The organism is Streptomyces sp. NPDC051320, from assembly GCF_040682175.1.
In the GTDB taxonomy this organism is placed as follows: domain Bacteria; phylum Actinomycetota; class Actinomycetes; order Streptomycetales; family Streptomycetaceae; genus Streptomyces.
This window is the reverse complement of the sequence record NZ_JBFBAL010000012.1, coordinates 157,458-181,116: the sequence shown is the minus strand read 5'-3', so window position 1 is coordinate 181,116 and position 23,659 is coordinate 157,458. Positions and strand designations below refer to the sequence as shown.

14 protein-coding genes, 1 tRNA gene and 3 pseudogenes are annotated in these 23,659 nt (G+C 68.8%); 4 read left to right on the top strand and 14 right to left on the bottom strand.

The features are described from left to right. Positions 1–632: 632 nt before the first annotated feature. Positions 633–2,180: a hypothetical protein gene (locus AB0M87_RS25530; RefSeq protein ID WP_365856763.1), complete on the top strand. Its 1,548-nt coding sequence runs from the start codon at positions 633–635 to the stop codon at positions 2,178–2,180. Between the two features lie 271 nt (positions 2,181–2,451). Here the strand turns inward: AB0M87_RS25530 and AB0M87_RS25525 are convergent. Continuing rightward, a pseudogene (locus tag AB0M87_RS25525) lies at positions 2,452–2,637 on the bottom strand (PRC-barrel domain containing protein); the annotation flags it as partial. Positions 2,638–3,534: 897 nt separating this feature from the next. Between AB0M87_RS25525 and AB0M87_RS25520 the strand changes: the two are divergent. Together AB0M87_RS25520 and AB0M87_RS25515 are read left to right on the top strand one after the other, a co-directional pair. Beyond that, positions 3,535–4,002: pseudogene (locus tag AB0M87_RS25520) on the top strand (PP2C family protein-serine/threonine phosphatase); the annotation flags it as partial. 235 nt (positions 4,003–4,237) lie between these two features. After that, on the top strand, positions 4,238–4,597 hold the full coding sequence (locus AB0M87_RS25515) for a hypothetical protein (protein WP_365856761.1): 360 nt from the start codon (positions 4,238–4,240) through the stop codon (positions 4,595–4,597). A 103-nt stretch (positions 4,598–4,700) separates the two neighbouring features. Here AB0M87_RS25515 and AB0M87_RS25510 read toward each other — a convergent pair whose 3' ends face one another. The 6 genes and pseudogenes from AB0M87_RS25510 to AB0M87_RS25485 all read right to left on the bottom strand — a co-directional run bounded on the left by AB0M87_RS25510 (position 4,701) and on the right by AB0M87_RS25485 (position 10,173). Continuing rightward, positions 4,701–5,012 carry an SCO5918 family protein gene (locus AB0M87_RS25510; protein ID WP_069752083.1) on the bottom strand — a complete coding sequence of 104 codons (312 nt, stop codon included), beginning with the start codon at positions 5,010–5,012 and terminating at the stop codon, positions 4,701–4,703. Between the two features lie 56 nt (positions 5,013–5,068). After that, positions 5,069–5,472: pseudogene (locus tag AB0M87_RS25505) on the bottom strand (CBS domain-containing protein). Between the two features lie 46 nt (positions 5,473–5,518). Continuing rightward, a complete protein-coding gene (locus tag AB0M87_RS25500; protein ID WP_365856759.1) occupies positions 5,519–7,036 on the bottom strand; it encodes a DEAD/DEAH box helicase in 1,518 nt (505 codons plus the stop codon). A 325-nt stretch (positions 7,037–7,361) separates the two neighbouring features. After that, positions 7,362–7,565 (bottom strand): cold-shock protein, encoded by a 204-nt coding sequence (locus tag AB0M87_RS25495; protein WP_076967088.1) that lies wholly within the window; start codon positions 7,563–7,565, stop codon positions 7,362–7,364. 648 nt (positions 7,566–8,213) lie between these two features. Further along, positions 8,214–8,552 (bottom strand): MerR family transcriptional regulator, encoded by a 339-nt coding sequence (locus AB0M87_RS25490; protein ID WP_099218797.1) that lies wholly within the window; start codon positions 8,550–8,552, stop codon positions 8,214–8,216. 1,024 nt (positions 8,553–9,576) lie between these two features. Next, positions 9,577–10,173: a hemolysin III family protein gene (locus AB0M87_RS25485; protein ID WP_365856756.1), complete on the bottom strand. Its 597-nt coding sequence runs from the start codon at positions 10,171–10,173 to the stop codon at positions 9,577–9,579. Positions 10,174–10,371: 198 nt separating this feature from the next. Between AB0M87_RS25485 and AB0M87_RS25480 the strand changes: the two genes are divergently transcribed. Continuing rightward, the gene (locus AB0M87_RS25480) at positions 10,372–10,926 is read left to right on the top strand and encodes a hypothetical protein (RefSeq protein WP_176739353.1); all 555 of its coding nucleotides are present in this window, start codon (positions 10,372–10,374) and stop codon (positions 10,924–10,926) included. 597 nt (positions 10,927–11,523) lie between these two features. Here AB0M87_RS25480 and AB0M87_RS25475 read toward each other — a convergent pair. From AB0M87_RS25475 to AB0M87_RS25445, 7 genes are all read right to left on the bottom strand, one after another. Further along, positions 11,524–11,597 (bottom strand) — tRNA-Thr (locus AB0M87_RS25475). 117 nt (positions 11,598–11,714) lie between these two features. After that, entirely contained in the window at positions 11,715–13,265 is a 1,551-nt protein-coding gene (locus tag AB0M87_RS25470; protein ID WP_365856753.1) for an alpha/beta hydrolase, read from the bottom strand. A gap of 80 nt (positions 13,266–13,345) precedes the next feature. Next, a complete protein-coding gene (locus tag AB0M87_RS25465; RefSeq protein WP_365856751.1) occupies positions 13,346–14,557 on the bottom strand; it encodes a DNA polymerase III subunit delta' in 1,212 nt (403 codons plus the stop codon). 149 nt (positions 14,558–14,706) lie between these two features. Further along, positions 14,707–17,889, bottom strand: a complete 3,183-nt coding sequence (tmk, locus tag AB0M87_RS25460) for a dTMP kinase (protein ID WP_365856749.1) — start codon at positions 17,887–17,889, stop codon at positions 14,707–14,709. Between the two features lie 223 nt (positions 17,890–18,112). Continuing rightward, complete coding sequence (gene topA, locus AB0M87_RS25455) at positions 18,113–20,956, bottom strand: type I DNA topoisomerase (protein WP_365856747.1); 2,844 nt, start codon at positions 20,954–20,956, stop codon at positions 18,113–18,115. Between the two features lie 362 nt (positions 20,957–21,318). Further along, complete coding sequence (locus tag AB0M87_RS25450) at positions 21,319–22,830, bottom strand: methyltransferase (protein WP_365856745.1); 1,512 nt, start codon at positions 22,828–22,830, stop codon at positions 21,319–21,321. Positions 22,831–22,966: 136 nt separating this feature from the next. After that, positions 22,967–23,536 carry a small secreted protein gene (locus tag AB0M87_RS25445; protein WP_365856743.1) on the bottom strand — a complete coding sequence of 190 codons (570 nt, stop codon included), beginning with the start codon at positions 23,534–23,536 and terminating at the stop codon, positions 22,967–22,969. Positions 23,537–23,659: the final 123 nt, after the last annotated feature.

Below are 23,659 nucleotides of genomic sequence, written 5' to 3'. Positions count from 1 at the left end.
ACCGCTCCTCGCCGCCGTCAACCCCTTGCGGGCACCTGCCCGACCCGTTCACGCCCTCCGCGGAGGCCGCGCGGTCATCGGGCAGCGCAGTCGGACCGGCCGCCCTGCCGGGCGGGGAGTCATCCCGTGAGGAGAGAAGTCGAGTGCGGGGCATGCATGCCTCCCTGGAGGTGAGGGATGCGCTCCAGAAGGCCCGTCCAGGGTGGCCGGTGCGGACCTCTTCGGCCGGCTGTTCCCGAGACCGTCCGTCAGGCCCGTTGCTGACCAACTAAAACCCCTGGCCGTCGACCAACCAGTGGTGACAGGATCCGCCGCATGACCTATGGAATCGAGTCTCACCCCACCCGATGAGCGCCCAGGCAGGCGGTGAAGTCCCCGCCCCTTGGCCCTCCCTGTACGCATACGCGCTGCGCCTGTACCAGTCGAAGCCCGACGGTCGACTGCCTCACGGTGGCTACCCCTCGCCTGACCCGCCACACCTACGTGCACCCCTAGGTTGGCGCGAGGGCCAAGCAGGTGTGCGGAATGCTGTCGCGCCTCTGCTGTCCAGTCCGGACACGGTCCGTGCTGCCGATGAGATCCACCGCAGGCTGCACACGCTGGGTGTTCGGGATCGTCATATCCAGGCCGCGATGGCCGATCTGCCCCTGGAAGAGACAGTGGCGGCCCGTGCTCTCGGCCGCCGTCTGACACGTACCGGCACCAGCACACTGACCGTGAACGTCGGCATCGCTCTCCTGGCTCGTCTCGGCGAACCGGAGGACGTGCCTTACCTCAAGATCCTCGGCCTGCTGAGGGTTCTCGCCCGTCCCGTCGTCGGCGCGCTCACCACCCTCGACTGCCCGACAGCAGCCCTGGTCTGGCTGGCCAACCACGCCGAGAGCCGTGCCCTGCGCCACCTGATCGTCGCGATCGCCGCGCGCGATGACCACGAGGCCCGCAGATGGCTGATCAACACCCCTTTCGACTCAGGTGCTGTCGGACCTTCAACCGCCCGCAGAATCGCCGAGGCCGTCGAACTCGCCGACGTTCTCCGCCAGGAGCAGTTCGAAGCCCGGGTAGTGGCCCAGGCCGGGCGTCTCCTCTCCCGTATGACGGGGCTGCGCGACTACCAGCCCGAGATTCTCAGCTACCGGCAAGCCACCACCACTTACGACGCGTTCGTCGCACGCGCCTCCCAACTGCCCCCGACGCTGGACCACTACGCCCTTCTGCTGTCCGTCGCCCTGGACCTGCACAGTGGCCCCAGCGTGCTTCTCGACTGGCAGCCAAGACAGCGAGAAGCCCTTCTGCGCACCCTGGAAGCCGTCCTGAGCACGCGGTCCTGGGCAGCCGTCGCCGAGAGCGAGCCCGAGGAGCCCGCCGAAAGTCGCCGGGTCCATTGGATACGTCGCGCGGCACGGCAGCCCTTCCACCGCGCGACGGCCTCCCGGTTCCGGGTGGAGACCACCGTCCGAGACCCGGCAGGCCCGGACACGGTCGAGGCACGGCTGCTGATCGACGGCCGGCCCCTGGTACCCGAAGCATTCGGCAAGGGGCCGGCCAACTCCCCCGAGTACCTTCTCGACAGCGGCCGCCTGCGGGCCACAGCCGAACCCCGTGAGGTGCAGCTCGCCGAGGCTTACTGCACCGAAGGTTGCTGCGGCGCGCTCTACGTGACCATCTGCAGGGAAGGCGACCAGGTCGTGTGGCGTGACTGGCGTCGCCCGCCGACGCGGCAACCCCAGGCGCCCCTCGCCGAGTACCGCTTCGATGCAGCCGACTACGACACGGAGATCGAGCGTGCCGAGAACGACCGGTCCTGGGCCTGGCCGGCTCGGAATACCGCCCGCTTGATAACCGCGGAGCTACGCGACCAACCGGATCTCCTCACCCGATGGGACAGCCGGGTCGGCTGGATCGGCACCGACTTCCACGATCAGGACTCGGCCGTGGTCTCCTTCACCTACTGGCCGGGCCTTGCCGCCGGGCAGCGGGACAAGGACGGCCCCTGGTTGCAGTTCATCTGGAGTCTTCCCGACGACGGCACACCTCCCGAGCATCAGGCCGCTGCGGCGTTGCGGCAACTGGCCGAGCAGGACCCGAAAACCTACGCGCAGGTCAGGGGAGGCAGCCGCTCGCACGCCGAGGCACTCGGCTTCCCCTGGCCTGAACCAGCAGACCCGGGAGGGAGTGCCTGACCGAACGCAGAGCCGGAACGCGGTCCGCATCAAAAAAGCAAAAGCCCCAGGTCACGGCGAGTGAGTCCTGAGGCTTCGGCAGAGCCGCCTTCGGGATTCGAACCCGAGACCTACGCATTACGAGACCGCGAGCGATCATGCCGGGTGGTGACTTGTTGTGCTGTCTCATGACGTTCTTACTGGTCAGAGCATGCGCAGCCACTTGGCCTGTGCCACCCCGTACCGCACCGTCCAAAGGCGTCTGTCCACCGGCCGTCCACCGGTGACCGGCCGGGATCAGCACGCTTCTGCCGAACTTCCACACACCGGTGTCGACGACCAAGTGCTGCATGCCGGGCTGGTCCTGCTGACGGTCTACGTGGCCGATGCCCCCGTCCGCGGCCTCCACGGTGAAGCCCACCAGCGACTGGCCATCCATGTGACCGCTGTCCTGCGCGTACATCCACATACTGCTCACCGACCCAGCCCTTCATCCCGGCCGACCGCGGACGGTGGCCTGGTCTCCTACGACGGTCTCTTCCTTCCCTGCAACGTGCCGAGCAATCAGCCATTCGATGCGGCGGTCGGCGTGTGAGCAAGCCAAGTCGGTTGCCGCTGGAGCGGGTTGAGTGGTGGCTTCCGTGACCGCCAAGGCCCTGTGGCGGAGGCGGCCGTTGCGCGAAGGGCGGGCCAGGGCAGGCCGGCGGAGTACGGCAGCAGTATCCGGAGAGGTGGAGGAATCGTTCTGGCATATGTGACGAATGATCATGGGGCCGAATCGAACCGCAGCGCACCGGCCGGCAGGGGCAAGCGCAGAGCGGGCCCTCGTCTTCCGGAGCAAGCGCGCGGCAAACATTCCTGCAGCCCGGCTCACGCTCGAGAGCAGGCCTCTGACGAAGCGATGAACGGGAGTACACCTCTGTACAGTCGGCTCGCCGAAGAATGGTCATCCGAAGGAGCCGCCGTCCCCTGCCGTCCTGACCCGTTGTGGCAGCGTCTGGTGTCCTTCGAACACTTCAGGCGTGAGACGGAAGGCACGTTGCGCCGACTCCGCCTGGAAGCAGAAGCCCCTTGGGATGCCCAGCGGGGTCGGTTCGACTGAAGGCTCCCGAGGTGGTCCGCGCCGCACCGGTGTCTCAGGGCTGGCTAGGCACCTCGCCACCTCCGCTTCCGGTCCCATGAGCTCCACTCCCGCCAGGCCGGAAAGTCGGTCACGACCGTGCTCCGCCCCCTCCCTTGGATCAAGGCCGACACCCGCTGGTGCCCCCGCCCAGGGTGTCGGCAGACGCACCGCAGCGGCTGCGCATCCTTGAGGTCGGCTCGCGACGCATCGCCAGAACACGACACCCGCGGCGAGAGCAGACCATCGCGTCCGCGGATCAGCCTGCGCGACGGTCGAACCGAGTTCATCAACGCCGGCCGCCCCTGGCCCCTGCGCCTGCGCGGTGGAAAGGTCGAGGAGATCACACCGGCCGTCGACATGCCCTTCGGCTTCATAGCACCCCACACCTACACGGTCCAGGAGCTGGACCTGCAGGCCGGCGACCGGCTGGTCATGCTCACCGACGGAATGCTGGAGCGCAGCGCTGCGGCTCTCGATCTGCCGGCCCTCATCGAGAGCACCCAGGACCTGCACCCGCGGGAGGCCGCCCGGGTCCTGATCGAGTACGTCGTCCACGCCCATGACGGGCGGCTGGACGACGACGCCACCGTGATGTGTCTGGACTGGTACGGCACCATGTCCACCCGCCGCGACGCGGACCACGGCGCCGACGTCTCCGAAGCTTCCCCGACGGCAGGACAGCACACCTCTCCCTCACCGGCCGCAGGACCTCGAAGCTGAAGGTGCCCGGCCTCATGCCCGTAACGGACCATGCGCCGAGCGCGAGGATCGACTCGATGCAGAGGTGAGCCGACTCGTCTCCTTCTCGGAGCAGGCGTCCGCAGGCAGGAGGAGCGTTGGCTCCGGTGCCGCTGACAGGCGGTTCAGCGCCTCCGGCAACAGGGCCTCAGTGCTGTCCTGCTCGCAGCGGCAGCGCGGGAGAGCCTGCCAATGTTCGACGAATATAATCGGCCCTATGTCGAAGCCTGACGCGCTGCTTGTTGACGTTGCCGCCCTGGTGGAATCCGGGCGCAGCAATCAGATGGCCCTGACCGTGGTCGCAGGTGGAGCTGTCATCACGGGCCGACTGGCACCCGAGGCCGTCTGGAGGCAGCGGGTGTCGGAGGTCCTTGCGGACTCGGCCCGCCTAAGCGACTTCTCCGCCATGTTCACCACCGCTGCACCCGAGGAAGGGCCGCCCACGCACCTGCACTTCCACGTGGCGCGGATTCTGCAGGGCACGGTGGGGATCCCGGAGACGGGCGGGATGTACCGGGTCGCGATCGAGGACGTCAGCGCCTGGACGATGGGCGACTTCAGCTACTCCGACCACTGAGACGCTGTCGGGCCGGACTGCTCCAGCACACGGTGAGGGGCCGCCCGGATGCTCCGGACGGCCCCTCACCACTGCTTGCCGGCGGCTCACGCCTGCCCGTCGCTCAAGCGGCCACAGGGGCGCCGAGCATCGCGGATGCCTGCTGCAAAGGATTGAGAACGCGAGTGGGTGCGGGGGCCGGGGCCAGGTCGCGGCAGGTGAAGCCGAGCTGGGTCATGGCCCGCAGTACTTCTCCTGCGCTGAAGTCGCGGCGGTCCTGGCGTGTGATGACCTGTCCGACCTGTTTGACGGGGTAGGTCCGTCGGCCGATGATCACGGACTCGCCGGGAGCGTGCTCGGGCTTGATGCCCTTCATCGATTCCAGGACGCCGCTCCTGGTGAGGTCGAACGGGAAGCGGGCGATGACACAGCGCATGATGCCTCACAGGGAGAGGAACGAAGAGGGAGTGGTTCTGCCGCGGATGGGACGGCTCAGCGGGCGAGGGCGAGGACGCCCAGGGCGCTGCCGTGTTCGTCGACCACGGGCAGGGCATCGACGTCGCTGTAGCGCATCATGTGCCGGCTTCGGCCATGGTGGTCACGGGCGAGGTGAACGGCCCTCGGTCCCCGAGGATGTCCCGCAGCCGGACCCTGTCCGAGTACGCGGAACCGTCACGAGCTGCTGCAAGCTGGGTTTGGGTGACCAGCCCGGTACACCGGCCGCTGTCGTCGCAGACAAGCAGATGCCCGGTGCGGGCACTGGCCATGACGGACAGGGCCACCTCGACGGTCATGTCATCACAGACCTGCGGCCCGGCGGTGTCCATGGCATCGGCGACCGTCCTGCCTACGGCAGTGGCATTCGTCGTGCGGGGCTGCATCTGGACGAACGTCAAAAGGTGCCTCCTGCAGTGGTGGGTGAGTTTCCGGATCACGGAGTTCTCAGGCTGCGGCGTCGAAGGAGGACTGATGTGCGGTCACGCGCCGGGCCGCGGAGGCGGGGCTGCGCCGGCCGCGAGAGGATGCGCTGCGGCTGCGCTCACGCCGCGCGACTACCGGCGCGGTGATCGTCACAGGAATGCCGGAGGGGGCCTGGGCGCCGGTGATGCGGCCGAGTGCCTCTTCGCCGGAGCGGATCTGGGTGGTCTGGGGCACGATGCCGGCGGCGGTCATGAGGCGGGTCATGTCGCGGCGCTGGTTGGGAGTGACCAGCGTGACGACGCTGCCGGACTCCCCTGCCCTCGCGGTTCGGCCGCCGCGGTGGAGGTAGTCCTTGTGGTCGGTCGGCGGGTCGACGTTGACAACGAGGTCGAGGTTGTCGACGTGGATGCCGCGCGCGGCGACGTTCGTGGCCACGAGCACGGTGACGTGCCCGGTCTTGAACTGGGTGAGGGTCCGGGTGCGCTGCGACTGCGCCTTCCCGCCGTGCAGCGCCGCGGCCCTCACACCGCTGGCCAGCAGGTGGTCGGTGAGCTTGTCCACAGCCCGCTTGGTGTCCAGGAACATGATGACCCGGCCGTCGCGCGCAGCGATCTCGGTGGTCGTACGGTTCTTGTCCGCGCCGTGCACGTGGAGCACGTGGTGCTCCATCGTGGTGACCGCACCGGCGGAGGGGTCGACGGAGTGGACGACCGGGTCGCTGAGGTAGCGGCGGACCAAGCGGTCGACGTTACGGTCCAGGGTGGCGGAGAACAGCATCCGCTGGCCCTCGGGGCGGACTTGGTCCAGAAGCTCGGTGACCTGGGGCATGAAGCCCATGTCGGCCATCTGGTCGGCCTCGTCCAGCACGGTGATCGCGACCTGGTCAAGTCGGCAGTCACCACGGTCGATGAGGTCCTTGAGCCGGCCCGGCGTCGCCACGACGACCTCGGCACCACCGCGCAACGCCTGGGCCTGCCTCCCGATCGACATCCCACCGACGACGGTGGCCATGCGCAGCCTCACCGAGCGGGCGTAGGGAGCCAGGGCGTCGGTCACCTGCTGGGCCAGCTCACGCGTCGGCACGAGGACCAGGGCCAGCGGCTGACGGGGCTCGGCACGCTGACCGGCGGTGCGGGCCAGCAGGGCCAGTCCGAAGGCGAGGGTCTTGCCGGAGCCGGTGCGCCCTCGCCCCAGGGCGTCGCGGCCCGCCAGGGTGTTGGGCAGGGTCGCCCCCTGGATCGGGAACGGAACGCTCACCCCCTGCGCGGTCAGCGCCGCCAGCAGCTGTGCCGGCATGTCGAGGTCGGCGAACGCCTCGACGGCGGGCAGCGCGGGAGTGACCGTGACCGGCAGGGCGAACTCGCCCTGTACCGCGGCGGGCCGCCGCCCATGGCCACCCGAGCGGCCCGAACCGCCGGAACGGGCCGGGGCAGCGGAACGGGTCGGGGCGGTCGAGTTGAAGCGGCTACCGCCCCGGCCGGAGTCGGCGGTACGGCTGCGGGCACGGGAAGAGCGGTTGTTCGTACGTGTGGGGTTCATTCAGAACCTTCCTTGATACGGCACGTATCAAGGAATTCCCGCAGCGGAAGAACAGCGCGGGGAATCACAAGAACGGGCCGAGCAGAATAGGGAATCAAATAAGGCCTGCGAATGATCCCGGATGGGGAGGCAGGCCATGGAACGGGCGACGCCACAGGGGCGAGGAATCCAGTTCCACCGGTAGGTGGGACTCGGAAGGAGTGGGCAGCGAGAAAACTCTGCGGGCGAGGATTTCACCGCAGGTGGCACCACTCCGGGAGAATGCCCGGAGCTGGGGCCCACACCCCGAAGGATGCGGGCCCCAGCTACGAAGTGCGCGTCAGCGTCAGGCGGGAACGATGTTCTCGGCCGTCGGGCCCTTCTGGCCCGGTGCGATGTCGAAGGTGACCTTCTGGCCTTCGAGCAGCTCGCGGAAGCCCTGGGCCGCTATGTTCGAGAAGTGGGCGAACACGTCAGCGCCGCCACCGTCCTGCTCGATGAAGCCGAAACCCTTGGCTGCGTTGAACCACTTCACAGTGCCTGACGCCATGTCATATCTCCTTCGGGGCAGGTACGTCGGGATCCGTCATGCACGGATTCCGCGTCGCCGCGATGATGCCCCGCCCGGAGAGAACCGGAAATACAATGAAGCTTCCACTGGTTGGAAATACCCACGCAGAAGCTTGAAGTTTTGGGAACCACAACTGCAACCGAGATCGACAGTAGCATGCCGTAATGGTCCGCGTACGGTGAAAAATTTCAGTCTCTTTGCTGCGGTAAAAACACTCCCAGCGCGGCGCATTGAACTCTCACGCCGCGGCCATAGATATCGGCCCGCCCCGAGCACAGCGTTGCCGGAAGGGTCCTCACCCTTCACAGTGCGGGGATGCCGACCGCTTCCCGGCGGCGACAGGCTGGAGTTCACGGTAGCCCGAAGGGCACGAACGGGGCGGTACGCCTCCGGGAAGCTGCCTCTGACGCCGCGACCAAAGCTCTTCACTGGGTCGAAGCTGCCTGCAGACGCCGCCCCAACCAGCCGATGGACATCTTGCGCGAAGAAGCAGCGCCACGACAGAGCACCCACACCGAAGACGAGAGCAGCCTTTCGAGCATGACGACCGCAAGGGAGACGACCCTTGAGCACACTTCCGGCAGGTGAGTCCGACACCTGCCGGTCTTCCACCGGGCGCGCGGCGCTTCAGGCCGAGGTCGGCATGCCGGGCGGCTTGGTGTCTCGGTGGTGTTCGGCGTTGATGCGCTGGGCTTCCTCGAGTTGGTCCTCAAGGATGACGATGCGGCAGGCGGCCTCGATCGGGGTACCGCCGTCGACGAGCTCGCGGGCGCGGGCGGCAATGCGGAGCTGGTAACGGGAGTAGCGGCGATGGCCGCCCGCGGAGCGCAGTGGGGTGATGAGGCGGGCTTCGCCGATGGCGCGGAGGAACCCTTGTGTGGTGTTGAGCATCTCGGCTGCCCGGCCCATGGTGTAGGCGGGGTAGTCGTCGTCGTCGAGGCGGCCGAACGAGTCGTCTGCTGTCATCTGTACCTTCCTGTGGAACACGCGTCGGAGGGGCCCGGGTGCCATGTGGCACCCGGGCCCCGAAGGAACTGCTACACCATCAGCCGGCCTTGATCGGCTACGCCGGCTCTGCGTTTCCGCATACCTGCCGGAAAGAGATCCGGGGGTTGCGGGGATCGCGGTTGCTTGACCGGAGACCACCTCACTCACGATGTCCTGCGGTACCCGGGCCCAACACTTCCGCCCGGGCGATCCTGATGGCGCTCAACTCCTCCGTTCTTTCCCTCTGGACAAACCACTTCCGTACTCCTGGTGGCCTCTCACAGCGCCACTCCGGCAGCCAGCCCCGTCGCCCGTCCTGCATCTGCTCTGGCTTAGAACCCCACTGCCGAACTTCCCGGTACGCGCGCCGCAGCCTGACGCCATTTACCGAGGGACCACTGGTACTGCGGACTGCACTTGCTTCCCGCGGTTGTGCTCACGGCAGCCCCTGAAAACTGCGGGCCACCCGGTCCGGTCGTCAGCCCCGTCGCCATCCTGCAAGAACCCTGGCTTCGGAACTCCACCACCGCACCGACCTGCACACTGCAACTGCTGAGTACTGCTGCCCGGTAGTTCATCTCTACCAGGCCCTGCCGTCCTTCTTGCTTACGAGAGAAACCATAACCACCCCGCACCTCAATGTCTACCTCGGCCAGCACAGATTTTCAGGCGCTAGCGAGAAAGACCCTCTGCCTGAGCCACCGGCGGAGCGCAGATGGGCCATCCCAGCCAAGACCCTTGCACCCGACCAGGGCCGTTACCCGCAGCTGGGCACATCCGGTCGGAGCGCGGCCGGACAGGACACAGGCCCCGTTCAGACAGGATTCCAGCACGGCCGACGGAGACCAGGGTGGCCTGGTGGACACGATGAGCGTCGACGTCTCACCTGCCCGCTCGGCGACGGCACCTGCCCTTTGGGCCAGCTCACCTATCCGCCTGCCCGGACAACATCACGGTGGCCGTCCACGACAACGGCGGATCGCCCCTCATGAGCGGCGGCTGTTCAGTAAGCGGCCAAGAGGATGGCGATGTAGTGCACGGTGAACGCTGCCACGGTGAGCGCGTGGAACACCTCATGGAACCCGAACCACCGAGGTGAGGGGTCGGGGCGCTGGAGTGCGTAGACCATTGCGCCCGCGCTGTAGAGAAGACCGCCGACCACGATCAGGGTGAGTACGGCCGCTCCTCCGGTGTGCAGGAAGTCGGCCAGGTACCACACCGGCGCCCACCCCAGAGCCAGGTAGCACGGGGTGTACAGCCAGCGCGGCGCTCCGACCCACAGGACCCGGAACGCGATGCCGGCCAACGCGCCCGCCCAGACGGTCCACAGCAGCACAGACCTGTCGTTGGGCGGCAGAAGCAGCACGGCCAGGGGGGTGCAGGTACCGGCGATGATCAGGAAAATGTTGGCGTGGTCGAGGCGTCGCAGGAGAGCCTCTGCCAGTGGCCCCCAGGTACCGCGGTGGTAGATGGCGCTTGTCCCGAACAGCAACCAGGCAGTTACCGCGTAGACGGTGCAGGCCCAGGCCGCCTGCGGCGTGCGAGCCAGCCAGATGAGCGCGATGCCCGCGATCAACGAGGCGGGGACCATCCCGCTCATGCTAGAAAAGCCAACGCGAAAGCCCTCAAGAGGTCCGGGAGAAAGAACTCGCCGCCGATGCGGAACCGACGCCGCCAGACGAACCCCCGCGCCCCCGACGTCGGTTCGGCCTGCCGGAGCCGAGTAGACCGACCGGCCGTGGGGAACGATCAGGCTTCCGGACCGGCATCTCCGCTCGCCCACCCGCAAGGATCGCCCATGCTCCCTGAAGTTCGCCCCCATCTGTCCACCCATCTGACCGATCAGCTGGAACATCAGCTGGGCCCCTCTTCGGGAACCAGCCAGCTCGACGTGGAGCGCCTCGCAGGCATCGCAGTCGTTGCAGCAGCCCACTCCGGTGGCTACGCGGCAATCGGCCATCTCCTCGGACTGCTGGCCGCGCTCCCCGCCCCCACCGAGGCAGGAGAACGCTTCTGGTCGGACCTGTGGAGGTCTTCAGGCACTGCCTACCTACTGCCCGCCACTATCAAGGCCGGCGTACTCGAATCACTGACCGGCGAAGGAACCACCCTGGCCCGACAGATTCTGTCTGCCGTCGACGAGATGACCCCGCCCCAACGCCTCGCAGCCGGAGAGGTTATCGGCCAAGCCCTCATCGAGTCCGACCACCTCCCCGACCTCAAGACACAAGTCATCGGCGAACTATGGATCCGCGATCTCGAACTCACCGCCTGGCATGTCCTGCACGCCGACCGCAGGTCGGACGATCCTGTAGGGCGGAAAGCCTTCCTCAAAGCTTGGTCGAGCGTCTGAGAGCAGGCTCTCGAGGTGGGCTCGGCAACGGCGCGTCCGCGTCGGACGACAGCCGCTCGCTCGGGCTCGCTCAGCTGGGTCGTAAGTGACGTGCCGCAACCCTGCGGCACACCACAGGGCGCTTCCCCCCTCAAAGCACTTGGCCCAGCGCACAAGCGGTGGCCGCACTCCCCGCACACAGCGAGGGACATGACGGCCGACGGCGACCAGCAGGCTGGTGGAACAGCGACAGGCAGCTGCTGCTAAGAGGTTTCTTCCCTATGTCGGACCAGCACAGAGAGCCCTCCGGCCGAACCGCCCCTCCGCAGGCATCGGAAACCATCCCCTTCCCACGGAAGGCGCAGGCTTCCCTGACGCAGCGTCAAGCACGCTTGTCCACCGGCTGTCCACCGGAGTAAGTGACCGCTAGGTCACCGAAGGGCTCAGCTGACCAAAACTGCAGGTCAGAGCCTTGCCGGAACTCACAGACGACAGCGAAACGAACCTGCGACCTACGCATTGAGGCGAACAGGCCATAAGTGACGGATATACCGCGATGTCACGCTCACCAAAAGAGAAAACCCCAGGTCACGGGCTATGTGACCTGGGGTTTTTCTGAGCCGCCTTCGGGATTCGAACCCGAGACCTACGCATTACGAGTGCGTTGCTCTGGCCAACTGAGCTAAGGCGGCATGCCGTGCGGACCATGGTGCGGTCAACGGCGACGCCAAGTCTACACAGTTTTCCAGGGTGCTCCTGACGCCCCTCCTCCGAGGGCTTCCGGGCAGGTCAGAGGCGTGCAGGGCGGGTCAGGAGCACGTCTTGCCGTCTTTGGGCGGGGTGCCGTCGAGCAGGTAGGTGTTGATGGCCGTGTCGATGCAGTCGCTGCCCCGCCCGTACGCCGTATGGCCGTCGCCGTCGTAGGTGAGGAGGGTGCCGGAGTCGAGCTGGGCGGCGAGGGACTTGGCCCACTTGTACGGGGTCGCGGGGTCGCGGATGGTGCCGACGACCACGATCGGGGCCGCGCCCTTCGCCACGATGCGGTGTGCGGTGCCGGTGGCGTGGGTGGGCCAGTAGGCACAGTTCAGGGAGGCCCAGGCGAAGCCTTCGCCGAAGACCGGGGACGCCTTCTCGAAGGAGGGCAGCGCCGCGGTGACGGCGGCGGGGCTGGAGAAGGCCGGGGGGAGGTCGAGACAGTTGACCGCGGCGTTGGCGGCCATCAGGTTGGCGTAGCTGCCGTTGCTCTCGCGCTCGTAGTACGAGTCCGACAGGGCGAGCAGACCGGCACCGTTGCCGGCCATGGCGTGCGAGAGGGCGGTGCGCAGCTCGGGCCAGGAGGCTTCGTCGTACATCGCCGAGATCACCCCGGTGGTGCCCAGCGACTCGGTCAGCTTCCGGCTCTGGCCGGTGGACACCGGATGGGCGTCGAGCCGGGAGAAGAAGGCCTCCAGGCGATGGGAGGCGTCAGCGGCGGATTTCGTACCGAGCGGGCAGTCCTGGTGGGTGACGCAGTCAGTGGCGAAGGACTTGAAGGCGGTCTCGAAACCGGCGGTCTGGTCACGGTTCATGGCCAGCGAGGACAACGAGGGGTCCATCGCTCCGTCGAGCACCATGCGACCCACCCGCGCCGGGAAGAGTCCGGCGTAGGTAGCGCCGAGGAAGGTGCCGTAGGAGGCGCCGACGTAGTTCAGCTTCTTGTCCCCGAGGATCGCGCGCAGGACGTCCATGTCACGGGCCGCCTCGACCGTGGAGACATGCGGGAGAATCTTGGCGGAGTGATTCTCGCAGCCCTGGGCGAAGTTCCTGAAGGCGGTGGTGAGCTTCTTGGTCTCGCTGTTGTCGTCCGGCGTCTCGTCGACCTGGGTGTAGGCGTCCATCTGTTTGCCCGTCAGGCACTCGACGGGGTCGCTGTGGGCGACGCCGCGCGGGTCGACGGCCACCATGTCGTAGCGCGCGCGGACCGATGCCGGGTAGCCGATCGCCGCGTACCCCTGGAGGTACTGGATCGCGGAGCCGCCTGGGCCGCCGGGGTTGACCAGGAGCGAACCGATCCGTTTGCCGGGGCCGGTGGCCTTCTTGCGGGAGACAGCGAGCTTGATGTCGCCGTCCGTGGACTTCTTGTAGTCGAGCGGCACCTTCATCGTGGAGCACTCGAAGCCGGTGGCGCCGCAGGCGTGCCACTTCAGCTTCTGGCCGTAGTACGAGGCCAGATCCGGGGACGGCGCGGCGTTCGGGGCCTGCGCCTGGGTGGCGGACGCGGAGGCGCTGGACGCCGACTTGCCCGACGAGCAGCCCGAAACGAGCAGGCCGCCCAGGGCCAACGCGAGGGTGGAGGTGGAGAGCAGACGCCTGATGTCCATCCTCGGAGCGTAGTCGGGCCCGGAGGGAAGGTCTTCCTCAGCGCTCGTACGAGTGACTCGGACCGGGCCGACGACCGAGGTCAGCCCGCCCGCAGCGACACTGCCATGGCCTCGACCGCGAGCAGCGGAGCCACATTGCGGTCCAGCGCCTCACGGCAGGCACTGATCGCCTCGATACGGCGCAGGGTCCGCTCCGGACTGGAATTCAGGGCCACCCGGTCGAGCGTGTCCCGTACGTCCTCGTTGGCTATGGCCACCCTGGACCGCAGTTGGAGGGCCAGCACATCGCGGTAGAAGCCGGTCAGGTCGGTCAGCGCGAGATCCAGGCTGTCGCGCTGGGTACGGGTCGAACGGCGCTTCTGACGATCGGCCAGCTCCTTCATCGCGCCGGCTGTGCCCCGCGGCATCCGGCCTCCCGCCGAAGCGCCGAGCGCCGCCTTGAGGTCCTCGGTCTCCTTGGTGTCGGAGCCCTCCGCCACCTCTTTGGCGTCCGCGGTCGCCGCGTCGACCAGGTCCTGCGCCGACTTGAGGCAGCCACCGATGTCGTCGATCCGCAGCGGCATTTTCAGCACAGCGGCGCGCCGGGCGCGCGCGCGCTCGTCGGTGGCCAGACGACGGGCGCGGCCGATGTGGCCCTGGGTGGCCCGGGCCGCCGACATCGCAGCCCCGGGATCAATGCCGTCGCGCCTGACCAGCAGGTCGGCGACGGCGTCGACGGGCGGCGTGCGCAGGGTGAGGCTGCGGCAGCGGGAGCGGATGGTGGGCAGTACGTCCTCGAGGGAAGGCGCGCAGAGCAGCCACACCGTGCGGGGCGCCGGCTCCTCCACTGCCTTCAGCAGGACGTTTCCCGCACCTTCGGTGAGCCGGTCGGCATCTTCCATGACGATGATCTGCCAGCGGCCGACCGCCGGGGAGAGCTGGGCGCGCCGGACGAGCTCCCGGGTCTCCTTCACGCCGAGGGAGAGCCCCTCCGTCCGGACGACCTCGACGTCGGCATGCGTACCGACCAGGGCGGTGTGGCAGCCCTCGCAGAATCCGCAGCCCGCCACGCCCCCCAGCGCGCGGTCCGGGCTGACGCACTGCAGGGCTGCGGCGAAGGCACGGGCCGCGGTGGAGCGACCCGAGCCCGGCGGGCCGGTGAACAGCCAGGCGTGCGTCATCGTCGACTTCGACATGCCGTCGGTGGAGGCGTGCGCGGCATCGGCGGTGACCAGCGCGTCGGCGTCCCGGGCGGCGGCGGCGAGCTGCGCCTGGACACGGTCCTGACCGACGAGGTCGTCCCATACGGTCATCTGCTCGCCCCCTTTCGCATGGTGTGCGGACGGCTGTGGTGGTCAGCGGACGCTGTGGTGGTGTGCGGGCGCTGTGCGGTTCCCATTGTGGCGCAGGGGTCCGACAATCCCGGCACCACCGACGGGCCGGCCGGCTGCCGCCGCGGAGATCAGCGGCGGCGCCGGCCTCCTCCGCGACGGTCCTCGTCCTCGTCACGGTCCGAGCCCAGCAGCTCGTCCGCCAGCGAGGGCAGGTCGTCGAGCGGGGTCTCCTCCGCCCAGTCCGGACGCCTGCGCGGACGGCCGGGGTCGACCTGCGGGAGCTCTCGGGTGCGCTCGTTCGCGTTCTCGGGCGAGGAGTGCGGGCCGGTTTCCTCGCGGAAGTAGCCCGGTGGCACCCGGTCCTCGGGGGCGGCGTCCCGTACCGGCGGCAGTACCGCCGTCTCCTCCTGGTCGCTCACCTTCGGGATGACCTTGGTGTCGTCGGCGTCGCTCACCTTCGGGATGGCCTTGGTCTCGTCGGCGTCGCCCACCTTCGGGATGGCCTTGGTCTCGTCGGCGTCGCCGCCGCCCGCACCGGGTCGCGGCGACGGCGGCCGGACCGCGGGCACCGGCTGCGTCACCTCGTTCGCACCGTCGACGTCGACCGGCGTCTGCTGCGCTTCGTTCGCCCCGACGATCGGCGTCTGCACCGTCGACTCGTTGTCCGGGTACTCGGGGGCTTCCTCCGCCGCCTCGGCCCGTGCGCTCTCCGCCGCTGCGGCAGCCGCTGCGGCCGCCTCCGCCTCGGCGGCCCGCCGGGCCTCCTCCGCCCGCAGCAGCGCCGCTTCCGCCTTGCGCTGCTTCTCCCGGCGGCGTTCCTCCGCCTCGGCGCGCAGCCGGTCCTCCTCCGCCTTCTGCCGGCGCAGTCGTTCCTGCTCCTGTTCGCGCGCCTCTTCCTCGGCCGCGCGGCGGGCCCGTTCCTCCTCGGCGAGGCGCCTGGCCTCCTCGGCCTGCCGGCGTGCTTCCTCCGCCTGGCGCTCCTCCTCGCGGCGCCGCGCCTCCTCGATCTCGAGGCGCTTGCGCTCCTCCTCCTCGGCGCGCAGCTTCGCGAGCTGGGCCTGGCGGGCCTTCTCCTGGCGCTCTTCCTCCGCCTTGCGGGCCGCTTCTTCCTCGGCCTTCCTCCGGGCCTCCTCCTCGGCGGCCTTCCGTGCCTCTTCCCTGGCCCTGATCTCGGCCTCGGAGAGCGGCAGCAGCTGGTCGAGGCGGTGGCGCACGACCGTGGTGATGGCCTCCGGCTGCTGCGCCGCGTCCACCACGAGGTAACGCCCGGGGTCGGCCGCCGCCAGCGTCAGGAAACCGCTCCGTACGCGCTGGTGGAATTCGGCGGGCTCGGACTCCAGCCGGTCCGGTGCCTCCGTGAAGCGCTCGCGGGCGGCCTCCGGCGACACGTCGAGCAGCACCGTCAGATGCGGTACGAGTCCGCCCGTGGCCCAGCGATTGATACGGGCGATTTCGGTCGGCGACAGATCACGACCGGCTCCCTGGTAGGCCACCGAGGAGTCGATGTACCGGTCGGAGAGGACGATCGCGCCGCGTTCCAGGGCGGGACGGACCACCGAGTCGACGTGCTCCGCACGGTCGGCGGCGTACAGCAGCGCCTCCGCACGGTTGGAGAGCCCGGCCGACGAGACATCGAGCAGAATCGAACGCAGTCGCTTGCCGACCGGCGTGGCACCCGGCTCGCGGGTGACGACGACCTCGTGGCCCTTGGCCCGGATCCATTCGGCGAGCGCCTCGACCTGGGTGGACTTGCCGGCTCCGTCGCCGCCTTCGACGGCGAGGAAGAAACCGGTGGTGGACGGGGACTGCAGCGGGTCGGCGCCGCCGCGCAGCGCATCGCGCAGATCACGGCGCAGCGGTACGCCCGAACGGTCGTCCGCCTTGGTGAGGATCAGTGCGGCGACCGGCAGCAGCAGCGCGCCGACCAGCATCAGGGTGAAGGCGGCACCGCCATGTGCGAAGACGAAGCTGCCGTTGGCGAGGTGGTGCGGTCCGATGGCGGCCGCGACCAGCGGGGCCGCGATGGAGCCGAGCGCCACCGCGACACGGACCACAGCGTGCAGATGGTCCGTGGTGCGCGCACGCCGGGCGTCCTCGGTCTCCTGATCGATCAGGGTGTGCGCGAGGTTGGCGGCGACACCGGCCGACCAGCCGGCCAGCACTGCGATCAACAGCACCGTCGCGGTGTCCGGGACCAGACCCATCACCAGCAGTGCCACGCCCGTCAGGGCGATCGCCAGCGCCAGCAGCCGGCGCCGGGAAAGGCCGGGCAGGGTCTGGGCGGCGGTACGGATCCCGAGGACGGTGCCCCCGGTCAGTACGAGAATCAGCAGCGCGAACGCGGCCGGGCCGCCGTCGAGGTCCTTCGTGTGCAGCACAGCGACGGCAGCGACGGCAGCGACGGCTCCGGCCACCGAGGCCGCGGCCAGCACCAGCAGGGGGATGGCGCCGGTACGTCCCTTGTCGGGTCCGTCACCAGCGGCGGGACGGCGCAGGCCCTCCAGCGGAGAGCGGGCGCGGGGCGTCACGCCGTCGGGCAGTTCCAGGAAGTACAGCGTGGAGACGGACGCGGCGAACAGCCCGGCCGCGACGTACGAGCCGAGACCCGCCTGGTGCAGCGAGAACCAGTCGATACCGGAGCCCAGCAGATTGCTGATCAGCGTGGCGATGAGCAGGGCAGCGGCCGCGGCCGGGATGGCCACGAAGGTGGTGCGCAGCGAGAGCCTGCGCAACGCTTCGAGGTGGTCGGGCAGCGGGCGTACCGCACTGCCCTCGGCAGGCGGGGGCGGCAACAGGGCGGGCGCCGCGCTCTCCTTGGCGACCGTCCAGAACCGCTCGGCGACACCGGCCACGAAGACGGTGACCAGGAGCAGCGCGGGCGCCTTGGCCGGGGTCCAGTTGATCCACAGCGGCGCGATGATCAGCAGCGCGACCCGCAGGCCGTCCGCACCGATCATGGTCCAGCGGCGGTCCAGAGGCCCGTTCGGCGCGATCAGCGCGGCCACCGGGCCGAGCAGTACAGCACCGAAGAGGAGGGTGGCAAGGGCCCGCGCGCCGAAAACGGCGGCTACAGCGAAGGCGGCACCCCGGTACCCGCCTCCGAAGGATTCCTGCGAGACCGCCGCCTGCAACGACAACAGCAGAAGCACGAGAAGGGCGAGGGAATCGCCGATGGAGCCGACGAGCTGCGCGCTCCACAACCGCCGGAGCGGAGGGATGCGCAACAGGGCTCGGACGGCGCGCTCGCGTGAGTCTGCGGCTAGTTCGTCGGAGGTGGGGCTCACGACCGTTGGCTGCTCGGCTCGCGTCATCCGACCAGCGTATCCGGAAGGGTCAAATCCCCGCTGGGCCCCCCGAACATTTGGCCGCACTGATTGCGTACGTGCACTGAGCGGGTGTCAGCTGCAGGCCGTCGAGCGCCCGCAGCATGCGAAGAGGCCGGTGCGGCAGCGCCCGCTTCCCGCGCTGGGCACCGGCCCTCGGAGCCTGCTCTGCCGGCCGTTCGCCGCCGCCCGGCGCGGCGTCGGGTCCGAACTACTCGTCGGAGGCCGCCGTGGCGGCCGTCTTCGTCGGCGTGGTCTTCTTCGCGGCTGTGCTCTTCGCGGCCGTGGTGGTCTTCTTCGCCGCGGTCGCCTTCTTGGCCGTGGTGGTCTTCTTCGCCGCGGTCTTCTTCGCGGTGGTGGCCTTCTTGGCCGGAGCCTTCTTCGCCGCCTTCTTGGCCGTCTTCTTCGCCGGGCCCTTGGCGCGCTTCTCGGCCAGCAGTTCGTAGCCGCGCTCGGGGGTGATGTCCTCGACGCTGTCGCCGGTCCGCAGCGTTGCGTTGGTCTCGCCGTCGGTGACGTATGCGCCGAAACGGCCGTCCTTGACGACCACCGGACGCTCACTGACCGGGTCGGTGCCCAGTTCCTTGAGCGGTGGCTTGGCCGCGGCTCGCCCGCGCTGCTTGGGCTGCGCGTAGATCGCCAGCGCCTCGTCGAGGGTGATGCCGAAGAGCTGGTCCTCGGTCTCCAGGGAGCGCGAGTCGGTGCCCTTCTTCAGATACGGGCCGTACCGGCCGTTCTGCGCGGTGATCTCCACGCCCTCGGCGTCCGTGCCGACCACCCGGGGCAGCGACATCAGCTTGAGTGCGTCGGCCAGCGTGACGGTGTCCAGGGACATCGACTTGAAGAGCGAGGCGGTCCGCGGCTTGACGGCGTTCTTGCCGGTCTTGGGGGTGCCCTCCGGAAGGATCTCCGTGACGTACGGACCGTACCTGCCGTCCTTCGCCACGATCTGGTGGCCGGACTCGGGGTCGGTGCCCAGCTCGAAGTCGCCGCTCGGCTTGGCGAGCAGCTCTTCCGCGTACTCCACGGTCAGCTCGTCGGGCGCCATGTCGTCGGGGACGTCGGCGCGCTGGTGGTTCTCGGAATCCTTCTCGCCGCGCTCGATGTACGGCCCGTAGCGACCGACACGCAGCACGATGCCCTCGCCGACCGGGAAGGACGAGATCTCCCGGGCGTCAATGGCGCCCAGGTCGGTGACGAGCTCCTTGAGCCCGCCCAGGTGGTCGTCGCCGCCGCCCTCCGCGGCCGCGCCCACGGCGTTGCCCTCACCGAAGTAGAAGCTCTTCAGCCACGGCACGGACTGTGCCTCGCCCCGCGCGATGCGGTCGAGGTCGTCCTCCATCCGCGCGGTGAAGTCGTAGTCGACGAGGTGCCCGAAGTGCGTCTCGAGCAGATTGACCACGGCGAAGGACAGGAAGGAGGGAACCAGCGCGGTGCCCTTCTTGAAGACGTAGCCGCGGTCGAGGATCGTGCCGATGATCGAGGCGTAGGTCGAAGGGCGGCCGATCTCCCGCTCCTCCAGTTCCTTGACCAGCGAAGCCTCGGTGTAGCGGGCCGGCGGCTTGGTGGCGTGACCGTCGACGGAGATCTCCTGGGCGGAGAGCGCGTCCCCCTCGGTGACCTGCGGGAGCCTGCGCTCGCGGTCGTCGAGCTCGGCGTTCGGGTCGTCGGCGCCTTCGACGTACGCCTTCATGAAGCCGTGGAAGGTGATGGTCTTGCCGGACGCGGAGAATTCGGCGACCCGGCCGTCCGACGCGGTGCCTGCGATCTTGACGGTGACCGAGTTGCCGACGGCGTCCTTCATCTGGGAGGCGACGGTCCGCTTCCAGATCAGCTCGTAGAGCCGGAACTGATCGCCGGACAGCCCGGTCTCCGCGGGGGTGCGGAATCGGTCGCCCGAGGGACGGATCGCCTCGTGCGCCTCCTGCGCGTTCTTGACCTTCGCCGCGTACGTGCGGGGCTTCTCCGGCAGGTAGTCGCTGCCGTACAACTGCGTGACCTGGGCGCGGGCCGCGGAGATCGCGGTGTCCGAGAGGGTCGTGGAGTCCGTACGCATATAGGTGATGAAGCCGTTCTCGTACAGCTTCTGAGCCACCTGCATGGTCGACTTCGCGCCGAATCCCAGCTTGCGGCTGGCCTCCTGCTGGAGCGTCGTCGTACGGAACGGGGCATACGGCGAGCGGCGGTACGGCTTCGACTCGACCGAACGAACGGCGAAGACCGTGTCGGCGAGAGCGGCGGCGAGCGCCCGGGCATTCGTCTCGTCGAGATGCAGTACGTCGCTCTTGAGCTGTCCCGTCGAGTTGAAGTCGCGGCCCTGGGCGATCCGGCGTCCGTCCACCGAATTCAGCCGGGCGAGCAGGGTCGAGGGGTCGGAGCTGTCGCCCTGGCGGCCGGTGGAGAAGGTGCCGGTCAGGTCCCAGTACTCGGCGGAGCGGAAGGCGATGCGCTCGCGCTCACGCTCGACGACCAAGCGAGTGGCGACTGACTGCACGCGGCCTGCCGACAGGCGCGGCATGACCTTCTTCCACAGGACCGGCGATACCTCATAGCCGTAGAGACGGTCGAGGATGCGGCGGGTTTCCTGGGCGTCGACCATGCGCTTGTTGAGCTCGCGCGGGCTGGCGACGGCAGCCCGGATGGCTTCCTTGGTGATCTCGTGGAACACCATCCGGTGCACCGGGACCTTGGGCTTCAGAACTTCCTGAAGGTGCCACGCGATGGCTTCGCCCTCGCGGTCCTCATCGGTGGCGAGGAAGAGTTCGTCGGACTCCGCGAGGAGTTCCTTCAACTTCTTGACCTGGGACTTCTTGTCCGAGTTGACGACGTAGACGGGCTGGAAGTCGTTCTCGACGTCCACCCCGAGACGGCGCACCTCGCCCGTGTACTTGTCCGGCACCTCGGCGGCGCCGTTCGGGAGGTCGCGGATGTGCCCGACGCTCGCCTCGACGATGTAACCCGGGCCGAGGTAGCCCTTGATCGTCTTCGCCTTGGCGGGCGACTCGACAATGACGAGTCGGCGGCCGCCGTGTGCGGTCTCGCTGGTCGGGGACAACGTTGCTCTTCTCTCCGGTCGGCACTCGTGGTCATGCTCGCTGCGGAGTGTGACGGTACATCCCGCCCCCGTGTCAAACGACGAAAGCCCGCAACGGCCACTGGAACGGTAACCCGACTACCGCCATTCCTGCCGCCCGGATCGGTTCACTGCCCTCCTGCCGCCCCCTTCTCCGGCCCTCCCACCCTTGCGGCACCGCGGGTCACCGGATCTACCGCTGCGAAGAACTCCGCACCTCAAACCCGGACGAACACCACCCGCCGAGTCGGCCGGCGTCCCGCACAGCCCTCCCGGAAACCGCGGCCGAAATCACGCTACGGGGGGCAGCGGTCAGGTGGCCGGGTCGTCCACCGGCTCACCGGCTACACCGGTTCGATCGGTTCCACCGGCTCCAGGAAGCCTTCCTCCACCAGCAGGCGAATGGACTGAGGGGTGCGATCCCTGAGCACCACCGGATCCTCGCCGAGCAGCTGGGCGATGGCGTCCAGGATCTGCCCGGCGGTGAGTGTGCCGTTGCAGGCTCCGGCGAAGCCCGCGCCCACGGTGTCGACCTTGGTGGCGCGCCGCATGCCGCGGTTCTGCCGGAGGATCACATGTTCGGGGTCCTCGGCGCCGGGCATCCCCACCTGCTCCTGCACCACTTCGTCGGCAAGCTTGAAGCGGCCGGCCAGCAGTGCGGCGTCGTCATGGCTCCGCAGATGGTCCTGCCGCTCGAAATGCGCACGTACGGTCTCGCCGAGCGGCTGCTCGACGGGGTGCGGCCACTCCTCCGCCACGATCGACGGACGGTCCGAGCCGGATTTGTACAGCGTGATCCAGCCGAAGCCGACGGCCTTCGTCTTACGGGACTCGAACTCGTCCAGCCACGCCTCGTACCGCGCGGCGTAGGCGTCCGGATCCGCGCGGTGGTCGCCGCTGTCACGGAGCCACAACTCGGCATACTGCGTGACGTCCTGCACCTCGCGCTGGATGATCCAGGCATCGCAGCCACGCGGCACCCAGGACCGCAGACGGTCCTGCCACTCCTCGCCCTCCACCTGCTGCCAGTTGGCGAGGAACTGGGCGTAACCCCCCGGATTCAGATGCTCACCCGCCCGCTGCACCAGTGCACGGCAGAGGTCGTCGCCGCCCATGCCGCCGTCCCGGTAGGTCAGCCGCGCTCCGGGCGAGATGACGAACGGCGGGTTCGAGACGATCAGGTCGTAGCGCTCCCCCTCGACCGGCCCGAAGAGCGAGCCCTCCCGCAGATCGGCCGCCGGGGCGCCGGAAAGCGCAAGGGTGAGCCGGGTGAAGGCGAGCGCCCGTGGGTTGAGATCAGTGGCGGTCACCGCCGTGGCGTACTGAGCGGCGTGCAACGCCTGGATACCCGACCCGGCGCCGACGTCGAGCGCCCTTGCGACAGGTGTGCGAACGGTGATTCCGGCGAGCGTGGTGGACGCTCCGCCGACCCCCAGCACCACCCCTTCGTCATGGCTGCCGATGCCGCCGGCCCCACCGACCGCGCACCCCAGGTCCGAGACGATGAACCAGTCCTGACCCTCCGGGCCGCCGTACGGCCGGACGTCCACCGTCGCCCGTACGTCATCGCCGTCCGACGCCAGCCAGCCGTCCGCGAGGCAGTCCGCCAGCGGCAGCACGGCGCCGGCGCGCTCCGATGGCACCGGCCGCTGCAGCAGGAACAGCCGCACCAACGTCTCCAGCGGCGTCCCACCACGAGTGGCACGCAACGCGGGCACGGTTTCGCTGCGTGCCAGCGCGGCGTAGGCGGGCGCGCCGAGCAGATCGAGCAGGCCGTCCACGGTGAAGTCCGCGGCGAGCAGAGCGTCGCGGAGCAGGGGCGAACGATCGGGCGCGGGAAGACTGGTCGTACTCACCCGCCCATTGTGGCTGCTCGCACTGACAACGGCATCAACGCGGCCCGGTATCCGTGGGGCGCCGACCGGGCGCACGCCCCCGGGCCGGCCGCCCAGGACGGGCAGCCGTGGGCGCGCACCGGCCGCGTGCGTTGTGTCAGGTCTTGCTGGGGGTGACCGTGGGCGAGGGGCTCACAGTGGCGACCTTGCAGGCGTCCTGGCTGAGCAGCGCCTTGCCGGTGTCACCCGAGAAGAGCCGCTTGTAGGCGGTTTCGTTGATCTTCTTCATATTGTCGCCGACGCTCTTGAGGCCCTCGGAGAACTTCTGCTGATCCTTGACGTTCAGAGCGTCGACCTGCTTCTTCAGGTCCGCGTACGCCTTCGAGTTGGCGGTCAGTTCGGTGATGGCGTCCTGCTGAATCTTCTTGCCGTCGTCACCCGGCGGTGGTCCCGCCTTCTTGAGATCGGCGGCGATGGCGGCGTCGGCCTCGGACAGATCCTGGAACGCGGCCGAGTCGGCCTTCTGGATGTCCGCCGGTTTGCCGTCCGCCGCCACGGCGGTGATCTGCTGGTTGGCCTTGTTGATCTTTTTCAGCTGGGGCCCGATGTCACCGCAGAGCGACTTGGCCCAGTCGTTCATCTTGTCGCTGCTGTCGTCACTGCAGCCCGACAACGCCAGTACCAGTACCGCGCCGCCGGACAGTGCGGCTGCAAGCTTCTTGTTCACCGGATTGGTCCCTTCCAAGGCTCTCGGCCCCGGAACATACACGCCAACCGGGCGACGCTCGCACGTCATGCGTCCGGCTTACTCCGTATTGCAGCCATTTGAACCAAGGAGCTGCCGGCGAGA

Coding starts and splice junctions, on each gene's coding strand:
- AB0M87_RS25530 (WP_365856763.1), top strand. CDS start 633: ATGGCCGATCTGCCCCTGGAAGAGACAGTGGCGGCCCGTGCTCTCGGC.
- AB0M87_RS25515 (WP_365856761.1), top strand. CDS start 4,238: ATGTCGAAGCCTGACGCGCTGCTTGTTGACGTTGCCGCCCTGGTGGAA.
- AB0M87_RS25510 (WP_069752083.1), bottom strand. CDS start 5,012: ATGCGCTGTGTCATCGCCCGCTTCCCGTTCGACCTCACCAGGAGCGGC.
- AB0M87_RS25500 (WP_365856759.1), bottom strand. CDS start 7,036: ATGAACCCCACACGTACGAACAACCGCTCTTCCCGTGCCCGCAGCCGT.
- AB0M87_RS25495 (WP_076967088.1), bottom strand. CDS start 7,565: ATGGCGTCAGGCACTGTGAAGTGGTTCAACGCAGCCAAGGGTTTCGGC.
- AB0M87_RS25490 (WP_099218797.1), bottom strand. CDS start 8,552: ATGACAGCAGACGACTCGTTCGGCCGCCTCGACGACGACGACTACCCC.
- AB0M87_RS25485 (WP_365856756.1), bottom strand. CDS start 10,173: ATGAGCGGGATGGTCCCCGCCTCGTTGATCGCGGGCATCGCGCTCATC.
- AB0M87_RS25480 (WP_176739353.1), top strand. CDS start 10,372: ATGCTCCCTGAAGTTCGCCCCCATCTGTCCACCCATCTGACCGATCAG.
- AB0M87_RS25470 (WP_365856753.1), bottom strand. CDS start 13,265: ATGGACATCAGGCGTCTGCTCTCCACCTCCACCCTCGCGTTGGCCCTG.
- AB0M87_RS25465 (WP_365856751.1), bottom strand. CDS start 14,557: ATGACCGTATGGGACGACCTCGTCGGTCAGGACCGTGTCCAGGCGCAG.
- tmk (WP_365856749.1), bottom strand. CDS start 17,889: ATGACGCGAGCCGAGCAGCCAACGGTCGTGAGCCCCACCTCCGACGAA.